Source organism: Mucilaginibacter sp. P4_D1 (assembly GCF_056401935.1).
Map to the genome: position 1 here is coordinate 42,629 of NZ_JBFUIJ010000035.1, position 20,868 is coordinate 63,496.

Sequence of the window (20,868 nt, forward strand, 5' to 3'; positions counted from 1 at the left end):
TGCATATTTGCACATCTGAAATCTGTAATCCCAAAAAATGCACTTCATCTATCCGGCTTTTTTATTTGCATTGCTAACGTTAGCCATCCCGGTAATTATTCACCTGTTCAACTTTCGTAAGTTTCAGAAGGTTAATTTTAGCAATGTTCAGTTTTTAAAAGAAATCCAGGAGCAGCAGTCGTCCCGCCGCAATTTGAAAGAGCGGTTGATATTGGCATCAAGGCTGCTGGCATTAACATTTTTGGTTTTGGCATTCGCAAGGCCGTTTATTCCCGGGCAAAATTCAGGTATTGCAGGCAGGCAAAATGTGGTAAGTGTTTTTGTAGACAATTCATATTCTATGGAAACCCTTAACCGCGAGGGTTCATTACTGGATGATGCCAGGCAAAAAGCTAAAGAGATAGCATCCGCATATAATATAAATGATCGCTTTCAGCTGCTTACGCAGGATTTTGAGGGCAAGCATCAACGCTTGCTCAACCGCGATGAGTTTAATGATGCGGTAGACCAGGTAAAAATTAGCGCGCAAAGCCGTAGTTTACAGCAAATAGTAAGCAGGCAGCAAAGTTTACTGTTAACCCAGCCTGTCGCTGCAAAATCTGCCTATGTTATATCCGATCTGCAAAAAAACATGGCCGCTAAGCCGCTGAAAACGGATAGCAGTATCGCTTATAGTCTTATTCAGCTGAGGGCCGGTAATTTACCCAATATCGCGGTTGATTCTGTTTGGTTGCTCAGTGCTGTCCATCGCCCGGGCGAAAGTGAAAAGCTGGTAGTACGGCTGCACAATTATGCCGATGAAAAAGCGGAGAAAATTCCTTTAAAAGTATTAATTAACGGTGCACAAAAAGCTTTAGGCAGCTATACTGTGGCAGCACGGTCTGTACAAAATGATACGTTGTCGTTTATGGGTTTGCAGGCGGGCTGGCAGCAGGGCGAAGTGCAATTACAGGATAACCCAATCACCTTTGATAATAAGTTTTATTTCAGTTTTAACGTGGCACAACAGATGCCGGTTTTGCTGATTGATGCCGGAACACCAAACGTATACCTGAAAGCTGTTTTTGCAGCCGATCCTTTTTTTAAAACCGTGCACGTACCCGATGGTAATGTGGATTACGCTGCGTTGAGCGCTTATCCCATAATTGTTATAAGCGACGTTAAAGCAATATCTACCGGGTTGGCACAGCAACTAAAAACTTACGTTTCAAATGGTGGAACCCTGGTAGTTTTCCCCTCGACCAATACCGACCTTGCTAATTACCGGTCATTCCTGCAGGGGATGAACGCCGCCTACCCGGAAAAACTGATTACCCAGACAAACAAGGTATTCGGCCTTAACCGACAAAGCGCTGTATTTAAGGGTGTATTTGAAAGTTTTCCTCAAAATCCCGATTTGCCCGTTGCTAAAAAATATTTCCGGTTAAGTGCTGCCCATGGTGTTGCAGATAACCTGATGACGCTAACCGGGGGCGAAACTTTTTGGGCCGGATATAACAGCGGCAGGGGTAAGGTGTATGTAGCTGCAGTGCCGTTAGATGAAGAATTTAGCAACCTGCCGCGCCACGCGCTTTTTGTACCCATATTGTTCAGGATAGCTTTGCTGAGTGGTCATGACCTGCCATTGTTTTACACTTTGGGGCAGGATGAAACTTTGGAAATTCCGCCGGTGCAAATTGCCGAGAAACAATTGCTTAAATTAAGCAGGGGCGACCAAAGCACCATACCTGATGTAAGGCAGCAGGAGGGGAGCACGTTGTTGTATGTTTCGGATCAATTGCACGAGCCGGGAATTTACACTTTGAAAAAGCAGGATAGCACACTGGCTACACTGGCTTTTAATGATAACAGGAGCGAATCGGATATGAGTTATCTCGACGCTGCGGCCTTAAAACAAATTATGCCAAAGTCAAGCGCCTTAATTAGAGGCGGTAACGCATCTTTAAAAGGTATTGTTGCCGAAGCAAATTTAGGCACGCAATTATGGAAACTTTGTATAATTTTGGCATTGATTTTTCTGGCTGCCGAAATTGTGCTCATCAGGTATTTTAAACCCGGTGTTCCGGTGGTAAAACAGCCGGTTTAATCAACAAAAATCCCTTAAAGCAGTGCTAATGAATTTGCTTATCAAATCTGCCACTATCCTTGATCCCGGATCACCCTTTCACCAACAAGTTGCCGATATTTTAATTGAAAACGGACTTATTACCCGCATTGCCGATGATATTGAAGCCGACGCCATGTTGTTTGAAGGCGAAGGCAAATATGTATCACCAGGTTTTTTCGATTTAAACTGCAATATTGGCGAGTTAGGATTGGAAACCAAAGAAGATATTAAATCTGGTACACAGGCAGCCGCCGCAGGTGGCTTTACCGGCCTGGCCATGATGCCAAATACTGCAAACCCTGTGCACTCTAAAGCCGAGGTAGAATACCTGATTAACCGGTCGAGAGGGAATCTGGTAGATGTTTATCCCTTAGGCACCATATCACACAAGCGCGAGGGGAAAGACCTTGCCGAAATGTATGATATGTACCTGAGTGGTGCCAAAGCTTTTACCGATGGTAACCGCCCCGTACAGGACGCCGGTTTGATGGAACGTGCTTTACTGTATGCACAAGGTTTTGATGCGATGGTTTTCTCATATCCCGAAGATACCGCGATAGCAGGCAAAGCCAAAGTGAACGAGGGTGAAATTAGTACGCTCCTGGGTATGAAAGGCATCCCTTCATTAGCCGAAGAGTTAATGATTGCCCGCGACCTTTACCTGGCCGAATACACGGTATCTAAAATACACTTCAGTACCATATCGACAGCCCGCTCTGTCGAGCTTATCAGGGAAGCCAAACGCAAAGGTTTGGAAGTTACCTGCGATGTTGCGGCACACCATTTAATACTTACGGATGAAGCCTTGTTAGGCTTTGATAGCCAATACAAGGTAAAGCCACCTCTGCGTACCAAAGATGATGTAAAAGCCCTGATAAAGGGCCTAAAAGATGGCACCATTGATGCTATCGTATCGCAGCATACGCCGCACGAAATTGAATTTAAAGATGTGGAGTTTGAGGTAGCGGCTTACGGCATGGTTGGTTTTCAAACAGTATTGCCACTGGCCCTTAAGGCAGGTTTGCCTGTTGAATTGCTGGTAGAAAAACTGGCCATTAATCCGCGCGAGATACTTGGTATTGATGTGCCTGTAATAGCCGAAGGTGAAAAGGCCAACCTGGTGCTTTTTGACATTGATGCAGAGTGGCAGTATAACAGCAAAAGCAATGTGTCAAAATCAATAAACTCGCCTTTTATTGGCGATACTTTAAAAGGAAAAGTGCTGTTAACCTATAACAACAAACAAATATCTAAATAGAAAAATATGATCGATCCAAAAATAGAAACGGCCTTCCAGGCTGCCTTAGAGGCATTTTCTAAATATAACAGCTTTGATGCAACCGTATTAACCGGCGATTTCGGTGATGTTTTTATTTCCGACGAAGATTTCCTGACCAAGGTTGACGCTTTGGACGAAGTATTTGACAATAACCCACAGGTTGAGGTGTTGCGCGAGGTGTTTTTTGATCTGTTAATGATCAACTTTTTTAGCGCCGATGTTAAAAAACTGGAAGAGGATTACCTGGATACCCCGGAGTGGGAAGATATTGAAGAACAAACGCTTGACCGGGGTACCGAGCTGTTAAACCTGCTCTTGTACCTGAACGAGTGTGAAGACGAGGACATTGAGCCCGAGCTGGAAGACTATTTGAAAGAGTTTTTATTGGTTGATGAAGACGAGTTCCAGGACGAATACCGTATTTATGAGCCTATTATAGCTAACCAGATATTGATGGAAAGCCCGGTAGAAGAAATAGCAAATGTAGCCAACAGCTTGCCCGAAGACTCTGAACTGGCCGAACTGTTTTACCCGGTAATGTGCTTTTTTCAAAATATAGATCCATCGCCGGAGGCAAAGGTTATTATAGCCGAGAACGCATTGGAAGCTGATTTCGATATGGCTGTTTTAGAGATCCTGATCAATTTTCAATAGGCAGTTCGGTTGCCTTAATTACATGTAAGCATGAACGAAGAGATAAATAAAAAAATAAAAGTACAAGGATTAATCAACGGGTTGATTTTGGGGGTTGTGTTATCGGTTGTCAGCATCGTTTATTTTTATTTTATGATACTGGTGGCAAAAACGGCTGTTACAGTAACCATCGGTTCGGTGCTGTTTTCGTATGTGTTGCCAATAGGGATAGCCATTTTGTTTTGTATGGGTCTCCGGAAAAAAATAGGAGGGTCCTGGAACGTGCGGCAGGCTACTACAGGTATCTTTATCATGTTTTTTGCTTCCTACCTCGTAGTGTTCATTGTTAAAGGCAATATTTTTGCGAAAGTAATAGAGCCCGATATGGTTCAGAAAACTGAAGCTGCGATGATAAACGCGCTAAATAAACTTAAGGTAGAAAACCCGGCAAACGCCAAGGATGTGGATGCTAAAATAAGCGATATGAAAAAGGCTTTAGAAGGTGAAAAAAGCATCACCATAGGGCAGCAAATTCAGTCATTTGGTATAACTATTATATTTCTGTTTGTGTTAGCCCTAATTTTTGCTGCGTTTTTTAAAAATGAACAACAGATTTATAACACCGGAACAGGCGCCACATCGGTATAATTAATAAGTAGATATGACTTTACAGGCCTTTCCTTATCCGGGAAGGCCTGTTTTAATTCGTACTGTAATCAATACAGCAACTGAAGTTTCCGGCATGCATATCAAATAAATGTGGAGCAGCGTACCAGATTTCTAAAATATTAGTTAATTTAGGGAAACAAAAAATAAACCTATAATCTCATGGAAGTAAAAAAAGCCAGCCCATCTGCCCCCGCAATAAAATGGGCGTTGATTGGCGTAGTAACATCAATAATACTTACTTACGCCTTCGATTTATCGAATATCGACCCTAACTCAAAATTAAGATGGATAAGCTATATCCCATTTATTGCGTTTTTATGCCTTTCGCAAAAAGAATATCGCAATCAGCTTGGAGGTTATTTAACGTATGGTGAGGGGTTTCAGGCCGGACTGTTATACTCCGTTTTTATGGGGATACTCGCTGCTGTTTTCACATACCTGTACTTTGCTGTGCTAAGTCCCGAAATGCTTGAAAAAATACTTGCATCGTCAGAGGCACAATTACAGGCAAAAAATATGTCCCAGGATCAAATTGATACAGCCATGTCCATGACACGTAAATTCATGAAACCTGGAATTATGGCTGTTTTTGGCTTGATAGGTACTATAATTATGGGAGTCATCATCGCGCTTATTACTGCGGCCATATTCAAAAAAGAGCGCCCTCCGTTTCTGAATGCCGGATATGATGAACCACAGCCGCTCGATTCAACCGTGTAACATAATACCAACTGATCTTATAACAATTCAACAGGCCTTTTCTGAAAAAGAAAGGCCTGTTTTGCTTTCCCGGCTATACAGAATACTATTGTGGTGTATCACGGGTAATGCAGACAGGGCTTATTATCGTGATTAGGTAAACGTTTGTTAGCAACATAAAAGCGCCGGTTATTATACCGGTTTTTTTGGAGCCGTTTTGATATAACGTACAAATGATTTTTAATGTTCTGCCTAAGCCCGGTTAAGTGCTATACAAAATTGCCTAGATCCAAAGCAAGTCGTTCGACTGTATGCTAATATTGTATCCTAATATAGACAGTTTATGTACTTAAAATAAAAATAACAGTTCAGTGATTTGCTGTTTTTCGCCGGCGGCTTATTTTTTTTGACTAAATCAACCTCGTTTTCCCGAATGATCCTTTGTTGATGTATCGGAAGTTTGAATCCAAGAGCGCGTCTTTTTGTTTTTTGGCGTTCTTTTTGTAAAAGAGCAAAAGAAGTAAATTGAAAGCGAAGATGGTAAGTGTAATTGGTCGGGTATCTAAAGGAGAATTCAACCAATTGATTGTTTTAATTTCATAACTATAAAACAATTTTCATTTGTCGAAACAATTTACTTTTTTTTAAGTTATAGGTGATTATAAAGGCTTTTATAACGCCCTAAAAAACAACAACAAACAACTATGAATTACTCTACATTAAAGAAAACAGTCGCATTATCATTTGCGTCTTTGATGGTTGTAGGTATGGCTACTGCTCAAACCGATTCCACCAAAACAGCAACTACTACAATGTCTTCTGAGACTTCTACTGCCAAGGTATTTGGTGGTATTGGCCAGTACAACACATTCAGTATTGGCGTTAGCGCCGGTATCACTGATGGGCTTGTTCCGTTTACCATTAACACTACCAACAAGTTTAAAGCTGATTTGGGTTATGGTGTATATTTAAGGCAACAACTATCTCACACCTTTAGCTTACAATTGGATTATTTAGGTGGTAAAGTAACAGGCGTTGATGAAGAAGGTAAACCGAAGTTTGGTTACACCGGATACAAAACTTCGTTTAATTCGGCGGCGCTTAGTGCTGTATTTAACATCGCAAGCGTTAGCTTCCTGCATCGTAAAAACAGTGTTAACTTTTATGGCTCTGCAGGTTTAGGTTTAGACTTGTACAAAATTAAAGAAAATACAACCGACGCCGGCGTTGTTAACACTTTGCCTTTTGGCGATAAAACAGTAAAAGAACTATTTGCTCCGGTTGGCGTTGGTGTAAAGTTCAGATTGTCTGACGCGGTAGCCTTAAACTTAGGTTACACCGTTAGCTTTGTACAAGGTTACAACTTTGGTGGTATTCATACCTATCCGCAGTTTAGCCATTACTCTTATACCTATGGTGGTTTAGAGTATACTTTTGGCCCGAAATCAAAACAAAACTTAACATGGGTTAACCCGGTTGCACAAATGTATGACGAATTGTACGATGCAGCCTTACGCCAGGAAGTTGAAGCTTTAAAAGGCCGTGTAACCAATGTTGAAACTGCGGTTAGCGACCTGAAAAAAGATTCAGATGGCGATGGTGTTGCTGATCAGTTTGACAAATGCCCAGGTACCGCCGCAGGCAGTGTAGTTGATGGTTCTGGTTGCGTTATCGTATTCCCTAAACCAGATTCAACGTTGGGTGGCGGCAAAGTGGTTGGTACCGCTTATTCAAACATTCAATTTGAATTTGACAGTTCGGTATTGCGCACTTCATCTTACCCTGTATTAGATGCTACATCTGCCGATTTGCGTGCATCTGGTGCTAAAGTTGAGGTTGATGGCTTTGCTTCATCTGAGGGCACAGCTGCTCACAATCTTTCTTTATCAAAAGATCGTGCTAATTCGGTAAAAACTTACTTGGTTAACTCTGGAGTTGATGCCAAGAAAGTAAAAATTAAAGGCTATGGCGAAACTCAGCCAATTGCTGATAACTCAACAGAAGATGGTCGTGTATTAAACCGTCGCGTTCAGTTCAAAAAGTAATAATCTTTAATAAAATATTATTTGCGAAAGCCCCGGATAACCCGGGGCTTTTTTGAGTTTAAACTGTTTCGTTAGGTTAAAGACTAACGGTTTTTAGTCGGACTTAAGGGAATGGAGTTTATCTTAATTTTTGCGACGATAATCTTTCAATTAACTGCGTATCTACGCGCTCGGTTGTAAAGTCTTCAACCGGCCATTTGCTCTCAATGGTTTTTATAAGTAATTCAGTAGCTTTTTGCCCTATCTGGAATGCAGGCTGGCGGACTACCGTGAGCGGCGGATCAAATAAATCAACAACATCCGAATTGGTAAAGCCGGCCAGGGCCAAATCATCAGGTACTTTTACCCCAAGCTTTTTTAAAATCGACATGCAATTAATGGTTAGCCGGTCGCTGCCTATAAAAATGGCTTCTGGCCGGTCATCCATAGCTAACAAAGCTTTTACAGCAAATTCAATTTCATCATAAATCATCCCGCCATGCTCGCAATTTTTTAAATAACCAGGTTTAAAATCAATGCCGTGCTTATCCAAAGCTGCTTTGAAGCCGTTAAGCCTTTCAACCGTAATTGATAAGTTATTTGAATTGGTTAGGTGCGCTATTTTTTTAAACCCAGATTTTATCAAAAGCTCCGTAGCATCAAATGCACCCTTAAAATTATCAGCAACTACCCTATGTGTATTAATATCTGCGGCTATTCTGTCAAAAAATACAATAGGGAACCCTTTTTCATGAAGATATTTATACTGCGATGTATCAGTTGTTTGGGCAGATAGAGAAACAAGTAACCCATCAACATGCCTTGAAAGCAAATGCTGTACGTTAACTGTTTCCCTGTCAAAAGATTCGTGGGTTTGTGTAATAATAACATGGTAACCAAGGTTATACGCAATAGACTCGATTCCATTAATGGCCTGCGAGAAATAGTCATTGGCTACCTCGCACACCACAACACCAATAGAATGGCTTTTTTGATCTTTCAAACTTAAGGCTATAGGGTTAGGGCGGTAATTCACTTTCTCTGCATATTCCTGGACAATTTTTTTGGTTTCAGCGCCAATTTCGTAGCTGCCCTTTAATGCCCTTGATACTGTGGATGTTGAAACACCCAAAGCCTTTGCAATGTCCTTAATGGTATAAGATTCAAACATAATTTGGTTCTCTGATCGTGCAAATTACAGCAAGATCAAACGTTTGCAAATATTAAGAAATTATTTTACCACTAAGTTATCGTAAAAACCGGGATTTTGTCGTGTTCACCCATGTCTTCAAAAATTACGCAAACGTTACTGGGAACGATTGCGTGGTTTTAGTTGGTCAAATGTTTTTTTTTATAACCGAGAGCCATTAATCTTGTTTAAGAATTTAAAATCTCGCAGTCAGCAGCATTGATCTAAATAGAATTATACTGCGTTTAACTTTTACCTGCCTTTAAATACGGCAAGAGCGCGGTATATGCCGCAGGCCGCCCCTGGTTTTACAACGAATAAGTAGATGGCCGGAAGCTGCCTCCGGAATTCGAAATTTTAACGCAGCAAATGACCCGGTACGCCGGGTGGCCGATCACACTTTATAAAAACAAAAATAAATTATAAATACCCCAATCAAACAAAACATGATACTTTCAAAGTATAACCTTAAAAGAATAAACAAAACTGCAATTGAACTACCGGCTGAGCATCTTTTTGAACTGCCGGAAAAAGTACTGCAATTTGGCACCGGCGTATTATTAAGGGGGTTGCCTGATTACTATATTGATAAGGCCAACAGGGCAGGGGTTTTTAATGGAAGGGTAGTGGTCGTCAAGTCCACGGATACCGGGACGGTTGATGATTTTGACAAGCAGGATAATTTATACACCATTTACTCAAAAGGGATTGTTAACGGCCAACAGGTAAGCGAGCAGGTAATTTCGTCGGCCATAAGCAGGGTGCTTTCTGCAGCTAATGAGTGGGACGAGATTTTGGACGTTGCCAGGAACCCCAAATTAAAAGTGATCATATCAAACACCACCGAAGTGGGCATTAAGCTGGTAAAAGAAGATGTCCGTAAACACCCGCCGGCTTCATTTCCGGGCAAACTATTGGCTGTTTTGTATGAGCGTTATATGGCCTTTAACGGCAGTGCCGATAGTGGCCTGGTAATTATTCCAACCGAGCTTATTGTTGATAACGGTAAAAAACTGGAGGCCATTATATTAGAATTGGCCCATTTGAACAAATTGGAGCCCGACTTTATGGATTGGCTGGAAAGTAGTAATAGTTTCTGTAATTCATTGGTTGACAGGATTGTGCCTGGTCGGCCGGATAGTGCATCGAAAGATGAATTGGAGAGCAAGAATGGCTATACCGATAATCTTGGCATTATGGCCGAAACCTATAGCTTGTGGGCCATAGAGGGCGATGATAAAATAAAAGAAGTATTATCATTTGGCCAGGTGGATGAAGGTGTGGTAATAACACCTGATATTGAATTATTCAGAGAGTTAAAGTTAAGGCTGCTGAATGGTACACATACCTTGTGCTGTGCTTTTGCTTACCTATCGGGATTTAAAACGGTTAAAGATGCAATGGGCGATGTGCAGTTTACAAAGTTTATCACGCAGCTGGTATTTGATGAGATAAGGCCGGCCATCCCCTATGAAATTGACGATGAAGTAGCCGCCGATTTTGGAAACAAGGTGTTGGATAGGTTCCGCAATCCGTATATCCGGCATGAGTGGTTAAGTATCTCGGTGCAATACTCCACCAAAATTAAAATGCGGGTTATTCCGTTATTATTAAACTATTATAAATTAAAAAATGCAGCTCCGGTATGTATGGCGCTTGGCTTTGCAGCCTTTATCCGTTTTATGCATGTTGAAGCAGGTGATGAAGGGCAATATATCGGTACCATCAACAATGAGGAATATAAAGTTACAGATAGCCAGGCTACCTATTTTGCAAAGATTTGGGAAAACCCGGATATCGATGCTGTAATTCAAAATATATTAAAAAATAAAGACCTGTGGGATGCCGACTTAGACATTTTACCAGGTTTTACCGAAGCGGTGACAGAACAATTTAACCGCATTAACAGAGGATAAAGACATCGCCGTACAATTAAAATTAAAACGATGAAACAACGAATTATAAAAGTACATCCTGCCGATAATGTACTGGTAGCCCTGGTTGATTTAAAAGCTGGTGAAAATGTCGAATATAAAGGCGATACTTATACAGTAACTGACTTTATTCCGGCAAAACATAAATTTGCCGCTACGGATATTCCGGAAGGCGGCGAAATTATTATGTACGGAGTTTTAGTAGGTAAAGCGCAAAGCCCTATCCCAGTTGGTGGTTTGTTATCTACCGGTAATGTAGTACACGCGGCCAACAGCTTTTTAACCGGCACCAGCCATACCGACTGGCACAAGCCAGATGTAAGCAAATGGCAAAGCCAAACATTTAACGGCTATCACCGGGAGGATGGTAGTGTGGGCACGGCCAATTACTGGCTGGTTGTACCAATGGTGTTCTGCGAGAATCGCAATATTGAAGTATTGCAGGAAGCGTTGGTAAAACCCTTGGGTTACGGACGAAAGAAAACTTACGAGATAAAGGCCCGGCAGTTGATAGGCATGATTAAAGCCGGCAGAGAGATTAATGAAGTATTGTATACCGAAATTGACGGAGATACAGCCCAGGCAACGGGCAACAAGCTGTTTCCGAATGTTGACGGTATCAAGTTTTTATCGCATACCGGCGGTTGTGGAGGCACACGGCAAGATTCAACTACCTTGTGCGGTTTACTGGCAGGTTATATTACCCATCCTAATGTGGCAGGCGCTACAGTATTAAGCCTGGGATGCCAGAATGCCGAGGTGAAGACGTTGCAGGAAGAGATCAGTAGACGCTCGCCAAACTTTAATAAGCCATTGTACATACTGGATCAGCAAAAAACCGGGAAAGAGGCCGATCTGATGGAACTGGCCATCCGGCAAACTTTAGCCGGCCTAATGCAGGCCAATACAAACGTTCGTAAGCCGGCGCCGTTAAGTAAGCTTGTTATAGGGCTGGAATGCGGGGGCTCTGATGGTTTTTCGGGCATTTCGGCAAACCCTGCAATTGGTTACACCTCAGATGTGCTGGTGGCACTGGGCGGTTCGGTTATCCTGGCCGAGTTTCCTGAACTATGCGGTGTTGAACAAAACCTGATTGACCGTTGTTTGGATAAAAATGATGCCGAACGTTTTGCCAGCCTGGTAAGTAGCTATAGCCAGCGTGCCGAAGAAGCAGGCTCTGGCTTTTACATGAACCCATCGCCGGGCAATATAAAAGATGGTTTAATAACCGATGCCATCAAATCCGCCGGAGCTGCAAAAAAGGGCGGTACATCACCGGTGGCAGATGTGCTTGATTATCCTGAAAAAGTTACCAAGCCCGGTTTAAATTTGCTGTGTACCCCCGGTAATGATGTGGAATCAACCACAGCCGAAGTAGGTTCGGGGGCTAATATAGTTTTATTTACAACCGGTTTGGGTACGCCAACCGGCAACCCGATAGTTCCTGTTGTTAAGATAGCCACAAACACCACCTTATTTAACCGGATGAGCGATATCATCGACATTAATACAGGTACGATAGTAGAAGGCGATGAAACCATTGAACAGGCAGGAGAAAGGATCCTGGACTACGTAATTAAAGTGGCAAGCGGCGAAATTGAAGTAAGCGCGGTAAGGCATGGCCAGGACGATTTTATTCCCTGGAAAAGGGGCGTATCCTTATAGGTATATTTACAATTACCGAGAGTCAAGAATCAGGAGTCAAGAATCAAGAGCATAGGTTCGCTTACTGTTGCTTTCTCTTGATTCGTTACTCTGACATCACTTTTGTCCGGTAAACATATTAAAGAAAAAAAGAGGCTGATCATGATTCATCCTCTTGGCTGGTGCCCTTTTTAAGGACCTGTATAAAAATGATTTGTTAAATGTTTTTAAACTTATAATGAAGTATATGCCCACCCGTCATGCTGGAGTAACTACCCCGCTTAAGCGGGTAGTTACTCGTGACATAGGGCTAAATCCCAGTATAGTTCAAAGGCGTAATCTTTTTCAATTCATCTTTCACATTATCTGTCACATCCAACCTGTCCACAAACTCTGCAATAGTTTGTGCGTTTATCTGCTGATTGGTGCGGGTAAGGTCTTTTAGTGCTTCGTATGGATTAGGGTAGCTTTCGCGCCTTAATATGGTTTGGATAGCTTCGGCAACTACCGGCCAGTTTGCTTCCAGGTCGGCAGTTATGGCGTCCTGGTTAAGTAATAGTTTGTTTAAACCTTTAACGGTCGATTTTATGGCGATTAAAGTATGAGCTACAGGGACTCCTATATTGCGCAATACTGTCGAGTCGGTTAAGTCGCGTTGCAACCTCGATATCGGTAACTTAGCAGCCAGGTGTTCAAATAGCGCGTTTGCGATACCCAGGTTACCCTCCGAGTTCTCAAAATCAATAGGATTAACTTTATGTGGCATAGCCGACGAGCCTACTTCGCCTGCTTTTATTTTTTGCTTAAAGTAATTCATGGATATGTAAGTCCACATGTCACGGTCAAGATCAATCAGGATATTGTTGATCCGTTTTAAAGCATCGCATTGGGCTGCAAAGTTATCGTAATGCTCAATCTGGGTAGTAAACTGCGACCGGCTCAATCCTAATACGTCATTCACAAAATGATTTCCGAAAGCTTTCCAATCCTTAGCGGGGTAAGCAATATGGTGCGCGTTGAAGTTGCCCGTAGCGCCCCCAAATTTGGCCGAGTATTTTACTGATTTCAAAATCTCCAGTTGGCCTTCAAGCCGTTCTACAAAAACCTCAATCTCTTTGCCAAGTCTTGTTGGCGAAGCTGGTTGCCCGTGTGTATGTGCCAACAAGGGGATATCTTTCCAATCTGCAGCATAACCTTTTAATGTATCAATTAGCTGGCTAATAGCAGGGTAGTAGGTATTGTTTATCGCAAGCTTAAAGGTGTAAGGGATAGCTGTATTGTTGATGTCCTGAGATGTTAAACCAAAGTGAATAAACTCTTTAAAAGCATCTAAACCGCCTAATTTATCAAACTCATTTTTGATAAAATATTCCACAGCTTTCACGTCGTGGTTAGTAATTTTCTCAATCTCTTTGATGCTTTGGGCATCCGCTTCGGTAAAGTTTTTATAAATATCGCGTAACTTTTCTACCAGATTAACATCAAAACCCTGTAACTGAGGCAAAGGATATTCAACCAATGCAATAAAATATTCAATCTCGACAAATACACGGTATTTGATCAGGGCATATTCAGAAAAGTAATCGGCAAGTTCGGCGGTGGTGTTTCGATAACGGCCATCAATTGGCGAAATTGCAGAAAGCGGAGAAAAGTTCATTGAAATATAATTTTTTGCAAAGATAAGCATTTAGATGCGCAGATGATATTAGATGTGCAGATGTGCAAATTTCAGATATGCAAATTTCTGAAACGGTGTCCTATTTTAAAATTCTCGATAGTCATATCAAAATATGTAGCAGTTATTTGGCATCTGGAATTTGAAATCTGCACATCTGTAATGTTTGTCTGAAAAAAGTCATTTCGTTTGGAAACTTTGAAATCAAAAAATGTTTCCTTAGTTTTGACCCGGAAAGTCAATGAGTCAAATAGAAAGAATAATCGAAGGTGGCGAAGAGCTGTTTTTAAAAGCAGGCATCAAGAGCGTAACCATGGACGATATAGCCAGGCACCTGGGTATGTCGAAAAAAACGATATACCAATTTTTTAAGGATAAAAACGAGCTGGTAACAGCATTGGTAACCAAAAAGCTGAAGGAAGATGAAGAGCAGATGATTGAGTTCATCAATAAATCTTCTAACGTGATTGAGGAAATGATCAACATGACCAAATGCTCTGAGGATATGTTTTCACGCATCAACCCGATAGTAATTCATGATATGCAAAAGTATCATCCTGATGCATGGAAGGTTTTTCAGCAATTTAAATCGGAGGTTTTGATTAGTACGTTGGAGGAGTTGTTGACCAAAGGAATTAAACAAGGTTATATAAGGCCCGAGATTGACCCCAAAATAGTAGCCCGTATGCGGGTGAATACGGTAGAGCTTGGGTTTAACACTACCATATTCCCGGTAGCCGAATTTAATACCTGGAAAGTGCAGGTGCAGTTTTTAGACCATTTTAATTATGGCATTTGTACCCTTAAGGGGTACAAACTTTTAAACCAGTACAGGAATATTAAAGAAGATTAATTTAACACTGCTGACATAAGGCTGTCATAATCAGCCTGGATATTTGAGGCATAATAGATGAAAAATCACCAAACAACTATATATACAATGAAATATTTACTTTTTACGGCCACATTTTTGGGTGCCGTAGCCTTTAAAAGCTATGCCCAGGAAACGCCACCTAATAATCAGACCTTTAATTTTAGCGTTCAGGAGTGTATAAATTATGCCCACGAGCATCAAACTGCGGTAGTAAATGCGGGCCTGGATATTAAAAGCGCGGAGTATAAGATAAAGGAAACAACAGGAATAGGTTTGCCGCAGATTGCTGCATCGGCATCTTTTCAGGATTACTTGAAAACACCATCTATTTTGTTTCCTAACTCTTTAAATGGCTTGTATGCTGTGCTACATCAGGAAGGTGTGAAGGACGGGAAAGGTAACCAAATAGAGGCCAAAACATTTCCTGATGTTAATTTCAGTATTTACCAGAAATATAACAGCAACTTGGGTTTAACTTTAAACCAGATAATATTTGACGGAAGTTATTTAGTAGGATTGAAAGCATCGAAAACTTATAAGGAACTTTCTGTACGAAGCTTAGTCCGTACTAAAATAGACGCATCTGTAGCAGTTACTAAAGCATATTACCAGGTTTTGGTAAGTAACAGGCAAATAATACTTTTAGATGCCAACATCACACAGCTTAAGCAGCAATTGGACCAAACGGTTGCACAAAACAAGCAAGGTTTTGTAGAAAAAATTGATGTAGACCGGATTACTGTTCAATATAACAATTTGATTACCAATCGAGAAAATGTTTTACGGATGTTGGTATTAAACTATCAGGTTTTGAAATTTCAGATGGGAATGCCCATTGAAAGCGAATTAGTACTTAAGGATAAACTTGAAGATATCAATATAGATAGTAGCATTGCCGATGCAAGCGTAACATCAGACACCGCTTTTTACCATAAAAGAATTGAGTATAATTTGTCAGAAACTAACGTTAAATTAAATGAACTTGATTTAAAACGCAGAAAATCTGCCTTCCTTCCTTCTTTATCGTTAAACGGTAGTACAGCAATTACTTATCAAAACAACGATTTTAGCAAATTATATAGTGCGAGCTACCCATCAACCTATTTCGGTTTAAGTTTAAGCATCCCAATCTATAATGGCGGGCAACGCATTAACCAGGTTAGGCAAACGCAAATTACACTGTTAAAATCAAGAAACGATTTATATAATCTTAAAAATCAGTTGAGCCTGCAAGCCAATCAGGCCCGTATTACTTTCATTAATGGTTTGCAATCCTTAAACAATCAAAAGGCCAACCAAACTTTGGCTCAGGAAGTTTTAAGGGTTTCCAAAATAAAATACCAGCAAGGGGTAGGCTCAAGCATCGAGGTTACACAGGCACAAACCGCCCTTGAAGATGCTGATAACAAATATATACAAGGATTATATGACGCGCTGGTAAGCAAGGTTGACCTTGACCAGGCATACGGACGTATTCAATAAAACACAAACTAAACTCACTATATAAAAACGACATGAAAAAAATATTATACATACCGGCTGCATTAGTTCTTTTGGTTGCAGCCTGCACCAGCAAACCAAAAGATAAAAAAACCGAGCTTGCTGATTTGCAAAAACAACAAGCCGAAATAAACGCCAAAGTTGTTAAACTACAGGCCGAAGTGGGTGGCGCCGATTCGGGTAAAACTACCGATGTAAGTGTTGTTGCTATAAAGACCGGTACGTTTACCAATTATGTGCAAATACAAGGTAAAATAGATGCACAGGATAACGTAACAGCTTACCCGCAAACTGCTGGTACTATTACCGGTATTTTTGTGAAAACAGGCGATCATGTAAGTAAAGGTCAAACACTTGTCCAACTGGATAACAGTGTAATGATGCAAAATATAGCACAGAGCGAAACGCAGGTTAGTTTAAATCAAACTTTGTTTGATCGCCAGAAAAATCTTTGGGATCAAAAGATAGGCACCGAAGTTCAGTTTTTACAGGCACAGGCCAATTTGCAAGGCAGTAAAAAAGCTTTAGATGCATTGAAGAAACAGTCGGCTTATTTTCGCATTGTATCGCCAATAAGCGGTAGTATAGATCAAATGGACCTTAAACTGGGCCAGGTTGCCAGCCCAGGCCAAAATGGTATCCGTATTGTTAATGCCGATGTATTAAAGGTTAAAGCTGATGTGCCTGAGTCTTACTCAGGAAGTGTAAGCACCGGTAACGAAGTAAAGATACTGGTACCTGATGCAAATGATTCACTGGTTACTAAAGTAACTTTTGCAGCTAAAGTTATTGACCCCAGCTCGCGGAGTTTCGGTGTCGAGATTAAATTGCCTGTGCGTAAAACCTTACGCCCCAACATGACCGCCATCATTCAAATTGCCAACTACAACAAGGCAAACACTATTGCAATACCTGTGAAGGCTATTCAAAAATCAGAAGAAGGTGACTATGTATTGTTAAATGCCAATGGCGTTGCCAAACGGGTTAATGTAAAATCGGGCAGCACMTATGGTGGCCAAACAGAAATATTATCAGGTTTAAAGGCCGGCGATCAATTGATTACCGAAGGTGCAACGGATATCGAAGACGGCGATAAGATCAAAGTTTTAAATTCTGCTAATTAAATATTAATCATTTGATCTGTCAATTATGAAAGATTCAACTAAAGAATTCGGCCCCTCCAGTTGGGCCATCGATAATAAGACCGCCATATACGTGCTCATATTTTTGATCTCGGTATTAGGTCTTATCAGCTATAACAGTTTGCCGAAGGAAAACTTTCCAGATATAGCGCAGTCAAAAGTATTTGTTACCACAACTTTTGCCGGCCAATCGCCTCAAAATATAGAGAACCTGGTTACCAGGCAGATAGAGAAGCAACTAAAATCATTAAAAGGGTTAAAAAAGGTTACTTCCAACTCGGTGCAAAATGTATCTATTATTACTGCCGAATTTCAGGCAAATGTTTTAATAAAAGATGCTAAGATCGATGTGAAAGATGCCGTTGATAAAGCAAAGCAGGATTTACCGCAAGGCGACGTGAATTTGAAAGAATCGGTAATATCTGATATAAACGTTGCCGATCTTCCTATTTTATACATCAATATATCTGGCGATTATGACCTTAAAAAGCTGAAGGAATATGCCGATGTGTTAAAGGACGAGATAGAGAGCTACAAGGAAATATCCAAGGTTGACGAAATAGGTGCTTTAACACCCGAAATTCAGGTTAATGTTGATATGAACAAAATGGCGGCAGCTCAGGTTAGTTTTAGCGATATTATCCAGGCAATCGGTAACGAAAATATTCTGTCGTCTGTTGGTACCATCAAAACGGATGGCATCCGTCGTAGCATCGATATAAAACAGGATTTTAAAAATGCCGACCAGGTAGCTGCTATGGCTATCAGGAATCCTAAGGGGCAGGCTGTTTACCTAAGGGATATAGCCGAAATAAAAGATTCATTTTTAGAGCAGGAAACTTACGCGCGCTTAAAAACTCCCGATAATCCTAAATTTAAAAATGTAATTACCTTAAACGTAAGTAAAAGGGCTGGCGAAAACTTAATCCAGGCATCTGATAAAATCAATGCGCTGATAAAGCTAAAACAGAAAACGGTTTTCCCAAAGGGTTTAGCTATTACAGTAACCGGCGATCAATCAGACAAAACGCGGACGACGCTAAATGACCTGATCAATACCATCGTAATTGGTTTTATGTTGGTAACCATTATCCTGATGTTTTTTATGGGCACAACTAATGCCATATTTGTGGCGTTATCGGTACCATTATCATGTTTTATTGCTTTTTTAATAATGCCAGCCATTGGGTTTACATTGAACATGATTGTATTGTTTTCGTTCCTGCTGGCCCTGGGGATTGTGGTGGATGATGCTATTGTGGTTATTGAAAACACGCACCGTATTTTTAATAACGGTAAAGTACCTATTAAACAGGCGGCTAAAATGGCGGCAGGTGAGGTGTTTTTACCAGTATTTTCGGGAACGATGACTACGTTGGCACCATTTATTCCGCTTGCATTCTGGAATAGCCTGATTGGTCACTTCATGTTTTTTTTACCAATAACGCTTATAATTACACTACTGGCGTCATTGGTTGTAGCTTACATCATGAACCCGGTGTTCGCGGTCGATTTTATGAAACCACACGTTGAAGGAGAGCATGATAACCCTAAATTTGATAAGAAAACAACTCGTGCTGTACTAATTATGGGAGTATTGGCTATTATAAGCTATGCTTTATTTTTTGCCGGTATCTGGACAATGGGTATGGGTAATTTAATTGCCCTGGCTATAATTTTATATCTTATTAACCACTTTGTTTTACTAAGGGTGATTGATAAGTTCCAAAACAATGTATGGCCGAGGTTTCAAAAATGGTATGCCAAATGGTTGGAGCGGGCAGTTAAAAGACCTGTGATTGTCCTGTTAGGAACATTCGCCTTATTTGTATTTGCCATATTTTTAATGGTTGTAAGAGGCAAAACACCCGAGTTTTTCCCATCGGGCGATCCGAATTTTGCTTACGTATACATTGCCATGCCTATTGGTACCGATCAGGCTACCACAAACGAGGTTACTAAAAAGCTGGAGCAGCGTGTTGCCCAGATAGTTGAGCCAGATAAAGATATCGTGTCGTCGGTAATATCAAATGTTACCAAAGGTGTAACTGATCCTACAGATGAAGATCAGTTAGACTACGAAAACAAAAGTAAAATTACCGTTGCTTTTGTTGAGTTTGGTAAACGCGAAGGTAAAGATACCAAAGCCGTTTTAAAAAGAATACGCGATGCTGTGCAGGGTGTACCGGGAGCCAGAATTTCTGTAACACAGGAAAATAGCGGCCCGCCGGTGCAAAAAGATATCAGTATCGAACTTATTGGCGATAACCTTGATTCGCTGGTAAAAACCGGTAACCGTTTAAAAAATTACATTGCTAAACAAAACATTGCCGGTATTGATAACCTGGTAGCAGATGTACAAAGCGATAAACCTGAAATTGTTTTTGACATTGACAGAGAAAGGGCTAACCGTGAGGGTATAAGTACAAAAACTGTTAATGATAACCTGGGGGCTGCAATTTTTGGTGCTAAGGCCGGAGATTTTAGAAACACCAAAGAGGATGATTACCAGATTAAAGTAAGAGCACTTGAAAGCCAGCGGAGTAATATTGATGAGTTGAAAAACTTAAAGATCACCTATCGTGATTTGGCCACAGGTGGTTCAATAAGGCAAGTGCCTATATCTGCCTTTACCGATGTTAAGTATACCAATACTTACAGTAATATTAAACGTAAACAGCAAAGGCGCGTATTGACATTAGGATCAAACGTTATCAAACCTTACAATGCTAACGAAGTAAATGCAAGCATATTAAGGGCAATTGGCAATTTTAAACATGCAGATGATATTATCATACGCCAGGGTGGTGGCCAGGAAGATCAGCTGGAAGCAGTTACATTCCTTGGTGGCGCTTTAGCTACATCATTTGGTTTGATCCTGATCATCCTGATGATTCAATTTAACTCAATAGGTAAAACGTTGATCATCATCAGCGAAATCTTCTTCAGTATAATAGGGGTATTATTGGGCGTAAGTATCTTCGGTATGACTATGGCCATCGTTATGACTGGTGTAGGTATTATAGCACTTGCTGGTGTGGTTGTGCGAAATGGTATCCTGCTGGTAGAGTTTACGGATATGCTGATTGAGCAGGGCGCGAGCGTGCACGATGCCGTGGTTGAAGCGGGGCATACCCGTATGACGCCGGTATTGTTAACAGCAACTGCCGCCATATTAGGTTTGATCCCATTGGCAGTAGGTTTCAATATCGATTTTGTGGAGATGTTCACCCACTTTAAACCACACATTCACTTTGGTGGCGATAACGTAGCCTTCTGGGGGCCATTAGCCTGGACAATGATCTTCGGTTTAGGCTTTGCTACCATCATCACCCTGATCCTGGTGCCATGTATGTACCTTATCCGTTATAACCTTAAAGCAAGGCTTTTCGGGAAAAAGGAGGAGAAGCATATTCCGGTTTTAGAAGCAGAGGAAGTTTAACTTTTTAAACTACTAATAAGAATGGCCGCCCTGGAATTTAACAGGGCGGCTTTTTTG

At 41.0% G+C, this 20,868-nt stretch carries 14 protein-coding genes; 12 read left to right on the plus strand and 2 right to left on the minus strand.

The annotated features are described in order from the left end of the window. Positions 1–37: 37 nt before the first annotated feature. The 6 genes from AC1DV1_RS23095 (at position 38) to AC1DV1_RS23120 (ending at position 7,432) form a co-directional block, all read left to right on the plus strand. A complete protein-coding gene (locus tag AC1DV1_RS23095) occupies positions 38–2,086 on the plus strand; it encodes a BatA domain-containing protein (protein ID WP_477364120.1) in 2,049 nt (682 codons plus the stop codon). 28 nt (positions 2,087–2,114) lie between these two features. Further along, entirely contained in the window at positions 2,115–3,365 is a 1,251-nt protein-coding gene (locus AC1DV1_RS23100) for a dihydroorotase (protein ID WP_477364124.1), read from the plus strand. Positions 3,366–3,371: 6 nt separating this feature from the next. Continuing rightward, positions 3,372–4,040 carry a hypothetical protein gene (locus tag AC1DV1_RS23105; protein WP_477364127.1) on the plus strand — a complete coding sequence of 223 codons (669 nt, stop codon included), beginning with the start codon at positions 3,372–3,374 and terminating at the stop codon, positions 4,038–4,040. 30 nt (positions 4,041–4,070) lie between these two features. Further along, the gene (locus AC1DV1_RS23110; RefSeq protein WP_477364130.1) at positions 4,071–4,667 is read left to right on the plus strand and encodes a DUF4199 domain-containing protein; all 597 of its coding nucleotides are present in this window, start codon (positions 4,071–4,073) and stop codon (positions 4,665–4,667) included. A 180-nt stretch (positions 4,668–4,847) separates the two neighbouring features. After that, positions 4,848–5,408 carry a DUF4199 domain-containing protein gene (locus AC1DV1_RS23115; protein ID WP_477364133.1) on the plus strand — a complete coding sequence of 187 codons (561 nt, stop codon included), beginning with the start codon at positions 4,848–4,850 and terminating at the stop codon, positions 5,406–5,408. A 683-nt stretch (positions 5,409–6,091) separates the two neighbouring features. Beyond that, positions 6,092–7,432: an OmpA family protein gene (locus AC1DV1_RS23120; RefSeq protein WP_477364136.1), complete on the plus strand. Its 1,341-nt coding sequence runs from the start codon at positions 6,092–6,094 to the stop codon at positions 7,430–7,432. 118 nt (positions 7,433–7,550) lie between these two features. Here AC1DV1_RS23120 and AC1DV1_RS23125 read toward each other — a convergent pair whose 3' ends face one another. Further along, positions 7,551–8,582, minus strand: a complete 1,032-nt coding sequence (locus AC1DV1_RS23125; protein ID WP_477364139.1) for a LacI family DNA-binding transcriptional regulator — start codon at positions 8,580–8,582, stop codon at positions 7,551–7,553. A 464-nt stretch (positions 8,583–9,046) separates the two neighbouring features. Between AC1DV1_RS23125 and AC1DV1_RS23130 the strand changes: the two genes are divergently transcribed. Both AC1DV1_RS23130 and AC1DV1_RS23135 read left to right on the plus strand, forming a co-directional pair. Beyond that, positions 9,047–10,516: a tagaturonate reductase gene (locus tag AC1DV1_RS23130; protein ID WP_477364142.1), complete on the plus strand. Its 1,470-nt coding sequence runs from the start codon at positions 9,047–9,049 to the stop codon at positions 10,514–10,516. A gap of 30 nt (positions 10,517–10,546) precedes the next feature. Beyond that, positions 10,547–12,199: a UxaA family hydrolase gene (locus AC1DV1_RS23135; protein ID WP_477364145.1), complete on the plus strand. Its 1,653-nt coding sequence runs from the start codon at positions 10,547–10,549 to the stop codon at positions 12,197–12,199. A 289-nt stretch (positions 12,200–12,488) separates the two neighbouring features. Here AC1DV1_RS23135 and purB read toward each other — a convergent pair whose 3' ends face one another. Then, positions 12,489–13,835, minus strand: coding sequence for an adenylosuccinate lyase (gene purB, locus AC1DV1_RS23140; protein ID WP_477364148.1), 1,347 nt, complete (start codon positions 13,833–13,835; stop codon positions 12,489–12,491). Between the two features lie 259 nt (positions 13,836–14,094). On the opposite strand from purB, the gene AC1DV1_RS23145 reads away from it, so the two are divergent. The 4 genes from AC1DV1_RS23145 to AC1DV1_RS23160 all read left to right on the plus strand — a co-directional run bounded on the left by AC1DV1_RS23145 (position 14,095) and on the right by AC1DV1_RS23160 (position 20,811). Next, positions 14,095–14,706, plus strand: coding sequence for a TetR/AcrR family transcriptional regulator (locus AC1DV1_RS23145; protein ID WP_477364150.1), 612 nt, complete (start codon positions 14,095–14,097; stop codon positions 14,704–14,706). An 87-nt stretch (positions 14,707–14,793) separates the two neighbouring features. Beyond that, positions 14,794–16,209, plus strand: a complete 1,416-nt coding sequence (locus AC1DV1_RS23150) for a TolC family protein (protein ID WP_477364153.1) — start codon at positions 14,794–14,796, stop codon at positions 16,207–16,209. A gap of 32 nt (positions 16,210–16,241) precedes the next feature. After that, positions 16,242–17,351, plus strand: coding sequence for an efflux RND transporter periplasmic adaptor subunit (locus AC1DV1_RS23155; protein ID WP_477364157.1), 1,110 nt, complete (start codon positions 16,242–16,244; stop codon positions 17,349–17,351). A 25-nt stretch (positions 17,352–17,376) separates the two neighbouring features. Beyond that, positions 17,377–20,811: an efflux RND transporter permease subunit gene (locus AC1DV1_RS23160; RefSeq protein ID WP_477364159.1), complete on the plus strand. Its 3,435-nt coding sequence runs from the start codon at positions 17,377–17,379 to the stop codon at positions 20,809–20,811. Positions 20,812–20,868 lie beyond the last annotated feature (57 nt).